Below are 14,296 nucleotides of genomic sequence, written 5' to 3'. Positions count from 1 at the left end.
CAGGCAGATCCGTTCCTTCGGCAACATCGCCGGCACCATTCACGCCGACCCAGGCCGTCAGCGCGTCCTTGTTGGACCATGCAGCATAAGCACCACCGCCGAGAACCAGCAGCGCCAGAACGGCGGCGATCAGCCCGCCAGAAACGCCACGGCGCGGCTTGTCGCGATAAACAGGCTGCGGAATAAACGGACGATCCCGCTCACGATCATGACCGACCTCGTCGAGCGCAGGCTCGTCATCAACCGCGTCGCCGGGAAGCGCTGCGCGCGCATACGCATCTTCCTGGCGTGGTTCAGAAACGGCGAACTCGCCGGTGCGCGGAAGCACGGCCGGCTGCTCTCGTTCAAGCTGCGGCTCGGGGAAATGGTCGTCGTCCGATTGGTAGGTGTCGAACAGCGTATCGAGTTCGTCGAGATCCTCTTCCGGAGGCGCGTAATATTGCTCCACCGCCTGGATCGCATCTTCGATCGCCTGCCGCTGGCGCTCGGCCACGGCTGCCGGCGGCGCCGGATTGATCGCTGCCAGCTTGGAGTCGATGGTCGCGCGCGCCTTGGCATAAACCTTGGCGCGCACTTCCGGCGTGTTTTCGCTCAGCCCTTCGATCGTCTTCTTAAGGACGGCGACGAAATCTGCCATTCGGGTTGAAACCTTATCTCGGCGGGGACGCCGGCCAAATCACCGGCGTCTGGTGTTTCACGAATTAATCTTGAAACGGATCGGTCACAAGGATCGTGTCGTCGCGTTCCGGGCTGGTTGAAAGAAGCGCCACCGGCGCACCAATCAGTTCCTCGATATGGCGCACATATTTGACTGCCTGCGCCGGCAGGTCATTCCAGCTGCGGGCACCCTTCGTGGTGCCCTTCCAGCCCTCTAGCACTTCGTAGATCGGCTCCACCCGGGCTTGCGCGCCCTGGCTGGCCGGCAGGTAGTCGATCACCTCACCGTCCAGACGATAGCCGGTGCAGACCCTGATCTCGTCCAAGCCGTCCAGCACGTCGAGCTTGGTCAGCGCGATGCCGTCGATGCCGTTGACAGCGACCGCTTGGCGAACCAGCACCGCATCGAACCAGCCGCAGCGCCTTTTACGCCCGGTAACTGTGCCGAATTCATGGCCGCGCTCGCCCAGGAACTGGCCGACTTCATTGTCCTGCTCGCTCGGGAACGGCCCCTCGCCGACACGCGTCGTATAAGCCTTGGTGATGCCCAGCACATAGCCGATTGCGCCCGGACCGACGCCTGAACCGGCCGCGGCCTGACCGGCCACGGTGTTGGAGGAGGTCACGAAGGGATAGGTGCCGTGATCGACGTCGAGCAAGGTGCCCTGCGCGCCTTCGAACAGGATGCGCTCGCCAGCGCGGCGCTTGTCGTCCAGCACCTTCCAGACCCTGTCAATGTAAGGAAGGATCTCGCTGGCCACCGATGTCAGCTCGGCCATGATCGTTTCATGCGCCACTTCCGGATGACCGAGGCCGCGGCGCAGCGCGTTGTGGTGCGTCAGCAAGCGGTCGACCTTCATCGGCAGCGTGTCAGGCTCGGCAAGATCCATGATACGGATCGCACGGCGGCCACCCTTGTCTTCATAGGCCGGACCGATGCCGCGGCGGGTCGTACCGATCTTGGTGCCGGAATTCGACGCGGCATCCTCGCGGAAGCCGTCGAGCTCGCGATGCACCGACAGGATCAGCGGCGTGTTCTCGGCGATCTTGAGCCGGTCCGGCCCGATCTCGACGCCCAGCGCGCGGATGCGCTCGAGCTCAGCCACGAAAGCATGCGGATCAAACACCACGCCGCTGCCGATGATCGACAGCTTGCCGGGACGCACGACGCCGGACGGCAACAAGGAAAGCTTGTAGGTCTTGCCATCCACGACCAGCGTATGACCGGCATTGTGGCCGCCCTGAAAGCGGACCACCACATCGGCGCGCTCCGACAGCCAGTCCACGATCTTGCCCTTGCCTTCATCGCCCCATTGCGAGCCGACGACCACTACGTTGGCCATGCTATCTTCCGTACAGGTTCTCGCGGTCAAACAAGCCGCAAACAGTTGAAAACAGACGCCTCTATAACCGCTGCACTGCCGTTGCGCGACCCTTGATTAACGATTTGGGCAAAGTCAGGCACAACAAACTCGGTCGGCTGACCATTTACTTGGAGAGCCCTTGCCCGCTACTGCCTCCTCTGCAGTCGGGAGCTTTCATGCGCAAAACAGCCTATCCTCTTTTGGCACTGACGATGCTGCTTTGGGCCGGCAATTCCATCGCCGGCAAGCTTGCGGTCGGGCATGTGTCGCCGATGGTGCTGGTGACGGTGCGATGGGGCGCGGTTTTTCTGATCCTGCTCGCAACGCAAGCGCACCAGCTGAAGCGCGACTGGGCGTTGATCCGCGCACGCTGGGTCTATCTGCTGAGTTGGGGCGCGATCGGCTTCACCGGCTTCAGCGTCGCGTTGTATTACGCACTGCATTTTACGACGGCGGTGAATACGAGCATCCTGCAAGGCGGCATGCCCTTGTTTGTTTTCGCCGCAAGCTTCGCCCTGTTCGGCAGCCGGGTGCATCTGGAACAGGTGCTCGGCTTCACCCTGTCTTTCATCGGGGTGCTGGTGATTGCCCTGCGCGGCGAATGGGCAAACCTCGTCACGCTCAACGTCAATTTCGGCGATGCGCTGATGCTGCTCGCCATCATCGCTTACGGCTTCTACACCGCGGCCCTCAAAGCCAAACCCATGCTGCATTGGACGAGCCTGATGATCATGCTCTGCCTGGGCGCCACACTATCCGCCCTGCCCTTCCTGGCACTGGAAGCGGCGTCCGGTTCGACCATCCTGCCCGATCTGGAGGGCTGGGCGCTGATCGCCTTCATCGTGCTTTTCCCGTCCCTGCTGGGACAGGTTCTTTACATCAAGGGCGTCGAACTCATCGGCTCGAACCGCGCCGGCCTCTTCATAAACCTGCTGCCTCTTTGGGGCGCACTGCTGGCCGTGCTGATCCTAGGCGAAGAGTTTCACCTCTACCACGCGATTGCGCTCGCCATGATCCTGGCCGGCATCGCACTGGCTGAGCGGCGCAGTCTGACTCGACCTTGACCAAACCGAATGATATCATTGTTCTGCAAGCTGATATCACGGAGCAGAAACGATGGCCCAGCTTCTCATCCGCCGCCTCGACGATGAGGTCAAAGAGCGCCTGCGCAGCCGCGCAAAGGCGCATGGCGTGAGCATGGAAGAAGAGGCGCGGACGATTTTGGTGAGGCAGCTTGCGCCGGTCGAAGCTGAGGACAAGCGCGGTCTCGGGTCAAAGATCGCAGATCTGTTCCGAGACTTCGATTGGGGCGATGAGGAACTGACACCACTTCCTCGACAGACCTACAAGCCATTTAGCTTTGACGAATGATGATCTTGGACACGAACGTTGTCTCGGCTCTTATGAAGCCTGGAGACCATCCCGCGATCGCGCATTGGCTTAACCAACAGCCGCATTTACTCATCCGAACGACCTCCATAACAATCATGGAGATCACCTACGGCATCGAAAGAATGCCGCTGGGAAGAAAGCGACGCGACTTGGAGGAGCGCTTCGCCACATTGCGGAGCGCTTATCTACAAGATGTACTGGCTTTCGATAAGGAAGCAGCTGTCTTTACAGCCACCATCCTTGCGCAGGCTCATTCGACCGGCCGCAACCTGGATTTTCCCGACACCCAGATCGCCGGCATCGTTCTTGCGAACAATGCCACACTCGCAACGCGCAACATCCGCGATTTCGAAGGTCTTGGCCTAAAGCTCGTCAATCCCTGGGACTGACGAGCTTTATAGTCGTTTCGCCTTAAGCAGCCGGGGCCACGTCGAAGGTCAGCGGCTTGGCGGACTGGATCGCCTGCAAGTCGCGCAGTTCCTGCAACACGGCTTCCGGGAATGGCGCGTCGAGGTAAAGCAGCGCAATCGCGTCACCGCCCGGATGGTCGCGTCCCAGATGGAAGTTGGCGATGTTGACGTTATTCTTGCCGCATACGCCGCCCAACAACCCGATCATGCCGGGCACGTCGGCATTGGTGGTGTAGAGCATGTGCTGGCCGACTTCGGCATCCAGGTTGATGTTCTTGATCTGGATGAAGCGCGGCTTGCCGTCGGAGAAGCAGGTGCCGGCGATCGAGCGCGACATCTTTTCCGTCTTTACCGTCAGCTTGATATAGCCGTCGAACACGCCGGACTTGTCGCGCTTGACCTCGGACACGATGATGCCGCGCTCCTTCACCATGATGGGCGCCGACACCATGTTGACGTCAGCCACCTGCGGGCGGATCAGGCCGGCAAGGGCTGCGCTGATCAAGGCGCGCGTGTTCATGGTCGCGGTTGCGCCATCGAACAGGATTTCGACTTCGGTGATCGGATCTTCGGTCACCTGCCCGACAAAGGCGCCGAGTACTTCCGCGAGCTTCACGAACGGCTTCAAGCGCGGCGCTTCCTCGGCCGTGATCGAAGGCATGTTGATCGCGTTGGTAACGGCACCCTTAATCAGATAATCGGCCATTTGCTCGGCAACCTGCAGCGCGACATTCTCCTGCGCTTCCGAAGTCGATGCGCCGAGATGCGGCGTTGCAACCACATTTTCCATGCCGAACAGCGGGTTTTCGGTGGCCGGCTCAGTCTCGAATACATCGACGGCCGCACCGCCGACCTTGCCGCTCTTCAGCGCTTCAACGAGATCGGCCTCGACGATCAAACCGCCGCGCGCGCAGTTGATGATGCGCACGCCGGTCTTCATCTTGGCAAAGGCTTCGGCATTGATGATGCCCTTGGTCTTGTCCGTCATCGGCGTGTGCAGGGTGATGAAGTCGGCGCGCTTCAGGAGATCGTCGAGCTCGACCTTTTCAACGCCGAGTTCTTCCGCGCGATGTTCCGACAGGAACGGATCGAAGGCGATCACGCGCATCTTGAGGCCAACGCCGCGGGTCGCCACGATCGAGCCAATATTGCCGCAGCCGATCACGCCCAGCACCTTGCCGGTGATCTCGACGCCCATGAAGCGGTTCTTTTCCCACTTGCCGGCCTGAGTGGAAGCATTGGCTTCCGGAAGCTGGCGGGCGAGCGCGAACATCAGGGCAATGGCGTGTTCGGCGGTCGTGATCGAATTGCCGAAGGGCGTGTTCATCACGATGATGCCCTTACGGCTGGCAGCGGGGATGTCGACATTGTCGACACCGATACCGGCGCGGCCGATCACCTTCAGCTTGGTCGCGGCATTGATCAGCTTTTCCGTCGCCTTGGTGGCCGAACGGATCGCCAGACCGTCATACTGATCGATGACGGCAAGCAGCTTTTCCTTGTCCTTGCCGAGATCCGGCAGGTAGTCGACGTCGACACCGCGATCCTTGAAGATCTGAACGGCGGTCGGGGAGAGTTTATCGGAAACGAGTACGCGAGGCATAGGAAGGTCCTTTGCGATGGATTTCGCCTCTCAGCACCAAAGAGCGAAGCGAAGAAAGATCTGGGAATGTGGTGGTGAGCGAAGCGGCCGGAGCCGCCTCGCGAAAGCTTCAGGCAGCAGCCTTCAGCTGCGCCTTCTGGGCAGCAAAAGCCCAGTCCAACCAAGGCAGAAGCGCCTCGATGTCGGCCGTTTCAACGGTCGCGCCGCACCAGATGCGCAAGCCGGGAGGGGCATCGCGATAGGCGCCGATATCGAGGGCGACGCCCTCTTTTTCCAGCGCTGAAACGAGGCCCTTGGCAAAAGCTGCCTTGCCGTCGGCGTTCAGCGCTTCGATCTCGGGATCGGTGATCGACAGGCAAACGGAGGTGTTGGAGCGCGTTGCCGGCTCTACCGCCAGATGCCCCAGCCAGTCGCTGTCGGCCACGAAACGGTCGAGCGCTGCGAAGTTCGCGTCCGCACGTCCAATCAGGCCTTCAAGGCTACCGATCGACTTCGCCCAACGCAGCGCATCGATGTAATCTTCGACGCAGAGCATGGAGGGCGTGTTGATCGTTTCGCCCTTGAAGATGCCTTCGATCAGCTTGCCGCCCGAGGTCAGGCGGAAGATCTTCGGCAGCGGCCAGGCCGGCTTGTAGCTTTCCAGCCGTTCAACGGCACGCGGGCTGAGGATCAGCATGCCATGCGCCGCCTCGCCGCCCAGCACCTTCTGCCAGGAGAAGGTCACGACGTCGAGCTTAGCGTAATCGAGCCGCTGCGCGAAAGCTGCCGAGGTCGCGTCGCAAATCGTCAGACCCTGACGGTCGGCGGGGATGAAGTCAGCATTGGGCACACGTACGCCTGATGTCGTGCCGTTCCAGGTGAACACCACGTCACGGTCGAAATCGACGGTGGTGAGATCCGGCAGCGCACCATAAGGCGCATCGATTGTGCGGACATCCGGGAGCTTGAGCTGCTTGACCACGTCCGTCACCCAGCCTGAACCAAAGCTTTCCCAGGCGAGAACATCGACGCCGCGGGCGCCGAGCAGCGACCAGAGCGCCATTTCGACAGCGCCGGTATCGGAAGCAGGTACGATGCCGATGCGGTAATCCGCCGGCACCTGCAACACCTCACGCGTGAGGTCGATCGCTTCCTGCAATTTGGATTTGCCGACCTTGGCGCGATGCGAGCGGCCGAGTGCGGCATCGCTCACGGCATCCAACGACCATCCCGGTCGTTTGGCGCAAGGTCCAGAAGAAAACTGGGGATTGGCCGGGCGCAATGCCGGCTTGGTCTGTGTCGTCATCGTGGTCTATCCTTCCAGATAGTCGGCACCTCGTTGGGGAGGTGTGGCCCACGGACGTGTTTATTGATGAAGCGCCTTGCCGTCAAGAACAAACAAATCGTCGCTTACAGACTATACTCAGAAACGAAAACGGCGAGCCGAAGCCGGCCGCCTGATCTCGCCTGTTTGAGGCCTGTTACCAAAGGTCGTAACGCAACCCGACCTTGACCTGGTGCATGTCGAAGCCCTCGTCGACGTAACCGTCACTGGATGCCGAGAAGTGCTTGGCGTCCGGGGAGTTCAGATACTGGTAGCCGACATCGAGCGACAGGTTCTCGGTCATGCGGTAAGCGAAACCGGCATTGAGCGTGTAGGCGAAGGCGAAGTCGTCATCGGGATAGGCGCCGGGGAAGTCCGCGAACGCCACGTCGCCGGAATTGGTGTTGTGCGAATAGATGAAGCCAGCGCCCGCGCCGATATAGGGCGTGACGCCAACGACCGTGCCGAGATCGACATAGCCTGTGGCCATGCCATAGCTCATCGTCGACTTGATGCTGCCGCGCAGATCGCCAAGATCAAGCCTCGCTTCTTCCTGCTGAAGGAAGGCGCCGGTGATGTCGGCCCGGAAATAGTCGGTGAAATGATAGCCGATACCGCCGCCGCCGAAGACACTCGTATGGTCCTCGTCAAAGTCGAAGGCACCGCCGCCGCCATTATCCGAGCCGTTCGAGATCGTGTAGCCGACATCGCCGCGCAGATACCAGCCGGAGCCGACCTCCACCGGAACGACTTCCGGGGCGTCGTCGATGATGATCGGCGGATCATAATCGGCAGCAAAGGCCGTGCCGCCTGCGCAAAGGAAAGCGGCAATGGCGATCAGGCGGGTGGTCAGCATCATCACTCCAGTCTCCGGCGAAGCAGCGCGAACAGGCTGCCATCTCCGCAGCAATATTAACGAGAGTGGTTAAGCTGGGGTTAAGGCTAACGGATTGGTAAGCTTGATGGCGGGTCTGCCACAAAGCAAAACCGCCCGGCGAAAGCCGAGCGGTTGAACAGGTCAGGTGATGGGAGGATGGTAGCTTACTTATAAACCGGAGCCGGCTCGTAGGAAGCTGGCTCGGCAACCGTGCTGCCGCCGAAGGAGTAGCGCAGGCCGGCGCGCACAGAGTGGAAGTCGAGGCCCTTGTCGCGGCCATTGCCGGTGTAAGGACCGCCAACCGCGTCATCGCCGCCGAACATGCGGCCGCTGGAGATCTTGGTGTAGCGATAGCCGACATCCAGCGCGAGGTTGGAGGTGAAGGCGTAGGACACGCCGGCCATCGCGGCATAGGCGAAGCGCCATTCGCTGCGGCCATCATGCGTCAGTGTGGCGTCGCATGCGCCGTCGACGGAGCAAGCCGTGTTGCGCAGCGAGTCCCACTTCACGTGCGCGCCGCCAAGACCGCCGCCGACATAAGGCGTGAAGCCGTGCCAGGTGCCGATGTCGATATAGGCGTTGGCGAGCAGCGTCAGCGCCGTCAGGTTGGTGCGATCATCCGAATAGCAGAGGCCGCCGCAGCCGAAAGTCGTTCCGCGGAAGCGCGACTTGGTCTGGTAGTCCAGCACCAGGTCGGTGCGGAAGTGATCGTTGATCTTGTAGCCGATACCGCCGCCGACGCTGAAGGATTCGCGCAGCTTGCCGGACAAACGGTTGCCATCCACAAGGCGGGCAGCAACGACGTCGCCGCAGCAATTCTCGACCGTCTCGACCACTGTATAGTCGGCGCCGCGGAACTTCAGCTTGCTGTAATCGATGTCGCCGCGAATATACCAGTTGCCGGTCGAAACCTCACGGTATTCAACGGCGGGTGCGGCCTCGACAACCGGCGGCTCGTAGAGATCGGCGGCGACTGCTGGAACGGCCAGGCTGCCCAGCAGGAGGATGCCGGCGAGCGGCGTGCGGAAATCGAACATCGTCGTACCCCTGAACGATCGCCGACCATCGGCGCCGGATGAACTTTGGGGACGTTGACATAGAAAGGTTAAATGACGCTTAACCGTCTTCTTTAACTACGTTCTCGCAACACTTTAATCATTGAGACAAAAGAAAAGCCGGCACAAAGGCCGGCTTATCTTCAAATTTGCGAATATATCAAGCCGCGCGCTGGTCAGCGATAACGCCGATCAGGTCATTCACCACGGTTTCGACGAGGTTGCGATCGTCGCCTTCCGCCATGACGCGGATGAGGGGTTCGGTGCCGGAGGGGCGGATCACGAGACGACCGCCCTCGCCCAAACGCGAGCGCACGTCTTCGATCATCTTCTGAACCGGCTTGCTTTCCAGCGGCTTGCCGCCCGAGAAGCGCACATTCTTGAGGACCTGCGGCACCGGTTCGAACTTGGCGCAGACTTCCGAGGCCGGCCGTCCCTCGCGCTTGATGCAGGCCAGAACCTGCAAAGCGGCAACGAGGCCATCGCCGGTCGTGGAGAAGTCAGACATCACGATATGGCCGGACTGCTCGCCGCCGACATTGAAGCCGTGGGCGCGCATATGTTCCACCACATAGCGGTCGCCAACCTTGGTGCGATGGAGCGACAGGCCCTGTTCGGTCAGGAAGCGCTCCAGCCCGAGATTGGACATCACGGTCGCAACCAGGCCGCCGCCGGCCAGACGACCGGACTTCGCCCAGCTTTCGGCGATCAGCGCCATGATCTGGTCGCCATCGATCAACGTGCCGTTTTCATCGACGATGATCATGCGGTCGGCATCGCCATCGAGCGCGATGCCGATATCGGCGCGCACTTCGTGAACCTTCTTCGACAGGCTCAGCGGATGGGTCGAACCGCATTCCTTGTTGACGTTGATGCCATCCGGCTCGTCATGGATCGCGATGACTTCGGCGCCGAGTTCCCAAAGGGCGGCGGGCGCGACCTTGTAGGCGGCGCCGTTTGCGCAATCGATCACGATGCGCAGGCCGGACAAGGACATCGAGCGCGGCAGCGTGCGCTTGGCGAATTCGATGTAACGGTCATGCACGCCGTCGATACGCTTGGCGCGGCCGATCTGGTCGGGTGCCGCAACCTGTAGCGGCTCCTTCTGGTCGAGCATCGCCTCGATGCGCGCTTCGATCTCGTCCGACAGCTTGTAGCCGTCCGGACCGAACAGCTTGATGCCGTTGTCATTATAGGGATTGTGCGAGGCCGAGATCATCACGCCGAGATCGGCGCGCAGCGAGCGCGCCAGCATCGCGACGGCCGGCGTCGGGATCGGTCCGAGCAGGAACACGTCCATGCCCGCCGCCGTAAAGCCCGCGACCAGCGCGTTCTCGATCATATAGCCGGACAAACGCGTGTCCTTGCCGATCACCACCCGGTGGCGGTGATTGCCGCGATGGAAGCAAAGCCCTGCGGCCATGCCGACCTTCATCGCGACTTCAACGGTCATCGGGAACTGGTTGGCCGTTCCGCGGATACCGTCGGTTCCGAAATATTTCCTGCTCATGCTGTTCGATTGCCCGCAATGGTTTGGGTCATGGCGTTTGCTTTGACACGGAATCGCAAGATGCGAGCATCACATTATATGAGCAGATGTTACTTCTTCCTAAGCAACCCGCTGCAAGGGAAGGTTGGCGCAAGAATCAAAGCTTGGGTGCAAAACGAAAAATGCCAGCAGGATCACTGCTGGAATTTTGATTGTTGAAGCCTTTCGAGGCGGGAACCTTAGCCCTGCGGCTGGGGCTCCATTCCGCCTTCCGGCTCTTCGCCCCCCTTCTTGCGGCGACCGCCGGTGGAACCGGCATTCGGCACGGCCGAACCGCGCGAGGGCGGCGTATCGTCGCCAAGGTCGCGGGCTGGCTTTTTGCCTTCCAGCATGCCGCGCAGCTCGTCGCCAGTTAGAGTCTCGTATTCCAGCAGACCTTCCGCGATCTCGATGAACGCGTCGTGGTTTTCCGTGATGATCTTGCGTGCTTCCGTTTCACCATACTCGATGAGGCGGCGTACTTCTTCGTCGATCAGGCGGGCGGTTTCCTCGGACATGTTGTTGCTCTGTGCAACCGAGTGGCCGAGGAACACTTCCTGGTCGTTGCTCTTATAGCGAACGCGGCCGAGCTTCTCGGACATGCCCCATTCCATGACCATCGAGCGGGCCAGACCGGTCGCCATCTGGATGTCGCCTGCGGCACCCGTGGTGACCTTCTCCTTGCCGAAGGTAATGATCTCGGCTTCGCGGCCACCGAACAGCATGACAAGGCGGGCAATCGCCTTTTCATAGGTCCAGTTGTAGCGATCGGACTCCGGCAGCGTCATCACCATGCCGAGCGAACGGCCGCGCGGAATGATCGTCGCCTTGTGGATCGGGTCGATCGTCGACGACAGCATCAGCGCGATGATCGCGTGGCCGGCTTCGTGGTAGGCCGTGTTCTTCTTTTCTTCAGGCGTCATGGCGAGCGAGCGGCGCTCGGCGCCCATCATCACCTTATCCTTGGCATCCTCGAACTCGGCCATGGTGACAAGGCGCTTGTTGCGCCGCGCAGCCATCAGCGCCGCCTCGTTGACGAGGTTCATGAGGTCGGCACCCGAGAAGCCGGGCGTGCCGCGTGCCAGAATCTTGAGGTCGACATTCGGTGCCAGCGGAACGTTGCGGACGTGAACCTTAAGGATTTTTTCGCGACCGTTGACGTCCGGGTTCGGCACGGTGACCTGGCGGTCGAAGCGGCCTGGACGCAGCAGTGCGGGATCAAGCACGTCCGGACGGTTGGTTGCGGCGATCAGGATCACGCCTTCATTGGCTTCGAAGCCGTCCATCTCGACCAGCAGCTGGTTGAGCGTCTGTTCGCGCTCGTCATTGCCGCCGCCAAGACCGGCGCCGCGATGACGGCCGACCGCGTCGATTTCGTCGATGAAGATGATGCAGGGCGCGTTCTTCTTGGCCTGCTCGAACATGTCGCGCACGCGGCTTGCACCGACGCCGACGAACATTTCAACGAAGTCAGAGCCGGAGATCGTGAAGAACGGCACATTGGCTTCGCCGGCGACGGCACGCGCGGTCAGCGTCTTACCGGTACCGGGAGGGCCCACGAGCAATACGCCGCGCGGGATCTTGCCGCCGAGACGCTGGAACTTCTGCGGATCGCGCAGGAATTCGACGATTTCTTCCAGATCCTGCTTGGCTTCGTCGACGCCGGCAACATCGGCAAAGGTCACGCGGCCATGCGCTTCGGTGAGCAGCTTGGCCTTGGACTTGCCGAAGCCCATGGCGCGGCCTGAACCGGACTGCATCTGGCGCATGAAGAAGATCCACACGCCGAGGATCAGGATCATCGGCAGCCAGGACAGGAGCAGGCCGAGAATACCGCTTTGGCCATCCGTTTCCGGCCGTGCGGTGATGGTGACGTTCTTGCCTTCAAGGCGCTGAACGAGGTTGGTGTCGCCCGGCGAATAGGTCTGGAAGCCCGTCGCATTGTCCGAATAGGTGCCGGAAATGCGGTCACCGGCGATGGTCACGCTCTTGACGCGCCCGGCATCCACTTCCTGCAGGAACTCGGAATAAGCGACATCGCGCGAGGCGCCACGCTGCTGCGGCGTTTGAAACAGATTGAAGAGCGCAATCAGAAGGACAGCGATAATCGCCCAAAGAGCGAGATTGCGATAATTCGGATTCATTCTTTGTCCTGTCGGGCCCGTTTGCACGAACCGCTTTGTGGCCTCGCGGCCCGTTCATCTCGCCCCGGTTTCCGTCCGCGCGCTGGAAAAACTTAGCAGCGCTTCGGGAACTTACTCGTAACATAGGTGGAGCCATCTCCCTTGCCAAGGAGATCACACGCGATGGGTTAAGGGAATGGCGCATTGTGTTGGGAGGAAGGCGCCGCCGGCAAATCGTTTGCCTTCAACATCTTCGCCAAGGCCTGCATGGCAGCGAGGTCGAAGCCAGGAACGATTGGTCGCAGCACTGTTCCGGCAAACATCGTCGTGATCGTGCCGTGATCGCCAGCGCCACGACGCTCCGGCCGCACCGTGATCCCCGCGCGGCGATGGCGCGCGACGCAGCCGGCCAGCGATCCAGAGAAGCCAAGCAGGTCCAACTGATCGAACAACAGGGTGGCACGTGGAAGGTCGGGCCAATGCGGCTGCCGACCGAGAACGCAAAGCAGAAGCCGGAACGCGTGGATTCCCGCGTCCCGATCCGGGGTTTGCAGGAAGGCCGGCGCGATCATCACCGCCTCTGCATCTGCCGTCACGTGCTCGGCCAAAAGGGTCGCCGCTCTCTCCGCTAGCGCTCGCCGTGCAGCGCCGGCCAGCTGCGCCTGTTCTGCGAGGAGCATGCGCCATTCCGGCGTCAGCCCTGCCCTCACCCGCACGCGCTCGGACGTCGGATTGCTGTTGCTGGGATCATCGATCCAGGGAATGTCCGAGTTCTGGAGATGCTCCCGCAGTGCTGCCCGGCTGACACCCAGCAGCGGCCGCATCAGCCAGATCGAACCGTCCAGCAGCGTTTCCGGCGCCATTCCGGCAAGGCCGATGCCGTCGGACCGTTCCGCGCGCATGGCAGTCGTTTCGGCCTGATCGTCTTCCGTATGCCCGGTCAACACGATGTCGGTTCCGGCCTCTCGGGCGGCCTCGATCAGCAGGCGATAGCGTGCGGCACGCGCTGCGGCGGCCAAACCGGTTTGCGGCTTGTCGTCGGTCCAGACTTTCGTGATGTGGGGGATGCGCTGCGATGCGCAGAAGGCAGCGACGACACGCGCCTCATCTGCAGCTTCCACGCGCAAACGGTGATCCACGGTGACCGCGACAAGTGCGTGGACGCGTCCGTGTTCAAGAAACCAGTGGTGAAGAAGTGTGAGCAGCGACAGGGAGTCGCTTCCGCCTGAAACGGCCACGATGACCGATCGGCGTTGAAGAAGGCCGAGCTTGCCGAACAGGCGCTGAGGCCGAAGATCCGAACCCGAAGCTTGAGCCGGGTTCAGCAACCGTTCGTTGCGAGTTCCTGCCGAACCCGCTCCTTGAGCGCGTCAGAGGCCTTGGGGTAACGCGAACCGACTTCGCGCAGGGTCGCGCAGGCAACTTCGCGCTGCTTGAGCGCGGCCAGGCTGATACCAAGCTTGAGCAGGGTGTCGGGCGCCTTCTTGGAATCCGGATACTGACGGCTGGTGGCCAAAAACACCTCGGCGGCTTCGCGATGGCGCTTCTGCGCGGCAAGCGACTCGCCCAGCCAGAAATTGGCGTCCGGCACGCGGTTGGCCGAGGGGAAGCGGTCGATATAAGAGCGGAAGCCGGCTTCCGCCGTCTTGTAGTCGCCCGACAGGATGAACTCGTAGGAGTTGCGGTAGAGTTCTTCCGGATCCTCCGTGGACGGAAGCGCCGCGACATTGGTGTTGGCTTGAGCGGGCGGGTTCTGCGTGCCGCTTAAGAGATCAACGGGATCGGCACTCGTTGTGCCGCCAACGAGATTGCCGTTGGTGTCGAAACGGATCGAGCCGAGATTGTTCGGCAGATTGCCATTCTGCTGGCCGGTCGCGGCAACCTGATTGTTGGTGTCGGCCGACGGCAGCGTTGCAGCCGGCGTCGTGCCGGCTGCTGTCGTGTCGGGCGTGGCGAGCGGGGGAACGCTCGCCGTCTGGGTTCC

Annotated in this window: 12 protein-coding genes and 1 pseudogene; 3 read left to right on the top strand and 10 right to left on the bottom strand. The window is 61.5% G+C overall.

The features are described 5' to 3' along the window. Positions 1–637, bottom strand: a pseudogene (locus RTX98_RS16140) (hypothetical protein); the annotation flags it as partial. A 64-nt stretch (positions 638–701) separates the two neighbouring features. Next, positions 702–2,000, bottom strand: coding sequence for an adenylosuccinate synthase (locus RTX98_RS16135; protein WP_312797854.1), 1,299 nt, complete (start codon positions 1,998–2,000; stop codon positions 702–704). A gap of 197 nt (positions 2,001–2,197) precedes the next feature. Between RTX98_RS16135 and RTX98_RS16130 the strand changes: the two genes are divergently transcribed. The 3 genes from RTX98_RS16130 to RTX98_RS16120 are packed head-to-tail and all read left to right on the top strand — an operon-like array spanning position 2,198 to position 3,802. Further along, entirely contained in the window at positions 2,198–3,085 is an 888-nt protein-coding gene (locus tag RTX98_RS16130) for a DMT family transporter (protein ID WP_312797853.1), read from the top strand. A gap of 52 nt (positions 3,086–3,137) precedes the next feature. Continuing rightward, positions 3,138–3,392 carry a FitA-like ribbon-helix-helix domain-containing protein gene (locus RTX98_RS16125; protein WP_312797852.1) on the top strand — a complete coding sequence of 85 codons (255 nt, stop codon included), beginning with the start codon at positions 3,138–3,140 and terminating at the stop codon, positions 3,390–3,392. A gap of 5 nt (positions 3,393–3,397) precedes the next feature. Further along, the gene (locus RTX98_RS16120; protein WP_312797851.1) at positions 3,398–3,802 is read left to right on the top strand and encodes a type II toxin-antitoxin system VapC family toxin; all 405 of its coding nucleotides are present in this window, start codon (positions 3,398–3,400) and stop codon (positions 3,800–3,802) included. A gap of 22 nt (positions 3,803–3,824) precedes the next feature. On the opposite strand, the gene serA is transcribed toward RTX98_RS16120, so the two are convergent. The 8 genes from serA to ybgF form a co-directional block, all read right to left on the bottom strand. Continuing rightward, complete coding sequence (serA, locus tag RTX98_RS16115; RefSeq protein ID WP_312797850.1) at positions 3,825–5,426, bottom strand: phosphoglycerate dehydrogenase; 1,602 nt, start codon at positions 5,424–5,426, stop codon at positions 3,825–3,827. 109 nt (positions 5,427–5,535) lie between these two features. Then, complete coding sequence (locus tag RTX98_RS16110) at positions 5,536–6,711, bottom strand: phosphoserine transaminase (RefSeq protein WP_312797849.1); 1,176 nt, start codon at positions 6,709–6,711, stop codon at positions 5,536–5,538. 175 nt (positions 6,712–6,886) lie between these two features. Next, a complete protein-coding gene (locus RTX98_RS16105; protein WP_312797848.1) occupies positions 6,887–7,588 on the bottom strand; it encodes a porin family protein in 702 nt (233 codons plus the stop codon). Between the two features lie 182 nt (positions 7,589–7,770). Beyond that, positions 7,771–8,643 carry a porin family protein gene (locus RTX98_RS16100; RefSeq protein ID WP_312797847.1) on the bottom strand — a complete coding sequence of 291 codons (873 nt, stop codon included), beginning with the start codon at positions 8,641–8,643 and terminating at the stop codon, positions 7,771–7,773. Between the two features lie 178 nt (positions 8,644–8,821). After that, positions 8,822–10,171: a phosphoglucosamine mutase gene (glmM, locus tag RTX98_RS16095; RefSeq protein WP_189505584.1), complete on the bottom strand. Its 1,350-nt coding sequence runs from the start codon at positions 10,169–10,171 to the stop codon at positions 8,822–8,824. 218 nt (positions 10,172–10,389) lie between these two features. Then, positions 10,390–12,333: an ATP-dependent zinc metalloprotease FtsH gene (ftsH, locus tag RTX98_RS16090; RefSeq protein ID WP_189505582.1), complete on the bottom strand. Its 1,944-nt coding sequence runs from the start codon at positions 12,331–12,333 to the stop codon at positions 10,390–10,392. A 167-nt stretch (positions 12,334–12,500) separates the two neighbouring features. Then, positions 12,501–13,640, bottom strand: coding sequence for a tRNA lysidine(34) synthetase TilS (gene tilS / locus RTX98_RS16085; RefSeq protein ID WP_312797846.1), 1,140 nt, complete (start codon positions 13,638–13,640; stop codon positions 12,501–12,503). Then, a partial coding sequence (gene ybgF / locus RTX98_RS16080; protein ID WP_312797845.1) for a tol-pal system protein YbgF occupies positions 13,634–14,296 on the bottom strand: 663 nt, incomplete at its 5' end. The genes ybgF and tilS, both read right to left, overlap by 7 nt.

Origin of the sequence: Tianweitania sp. (assembly GCF_032053605.1) — a bacterium.
GTDB lineage: Bacteria > Pseudomonadota > Alphaproteobacteria > Rhizobiales > Rhizobiaceae > Tianweitania.
The sequence above is the reverse complement of the archived record's forward strand: the minus strand, read 5'-3'. Positions and strand labels throughout refer to the sequence as shown.

Coding starts and splice junctions, on each gene's coding strand:
- RTX98_RS16135 (WP_312797854.1), bottom strand. CDS start 2,000: ATGGCCAACGTAGTGGTCGTCGGCTCGCAATGGGGCGATGAAGGCAAG.
- RTX98_RS16130 (WP_312797853.1), top strand. CDS start 2,198: ATGCGCAAAACAGCCTATCCTCTTTTGGCACTGACGATGCTGCTTTGG.
- RTX98_RS16125 (WP_312797852.1), top strand. CDS start 3,138: ATGGCCCAGCTTCTCATCCGCCGCCTCGACGATGAGGTCAAAGAGCGC.
- serA (WP_312797850.1), bottom strand. CDS start 5,426: ATGCCTCGCGTACTCGTTTCCGATAAACTCTCCCCGACCGCCGTTCAG.
- RTX98_RS16110 (WP_312797849.1), bottom strand. CDS start 6,711: ATGACGACACAGACCAAGCCGGCATTGCGCCCGGCCAATCCCCAGTTT.
- RTX98_RS16105 (WP_312797848.1), bottom strand. CDS start 7,588: ATGATGCTGACCACCCGCCTGATCGCCATTGCCGCTTTCCTTTGCGCA.
- RTX98_RS16100 (WP_312797847.1), bottom strand. CDS start 8,643: ATGTTCGATTTCCGCACGCCGCTCGCCGGCATCCTCCTGCTGGGCAGC.
- glmM (WP_189505584.1), bottom strand. CDS start 10,171: ATGAGCAGGAAATATTTCGGAACCGACGGTATCCGCGGAACGGCCAAC.
- ftsH (WP_189505582.1), bottom strand. CDS start 12,333: ATGAATCCGAATTATCGCAATCTCGCTCTTTGGGCGATTATCGCTGTC.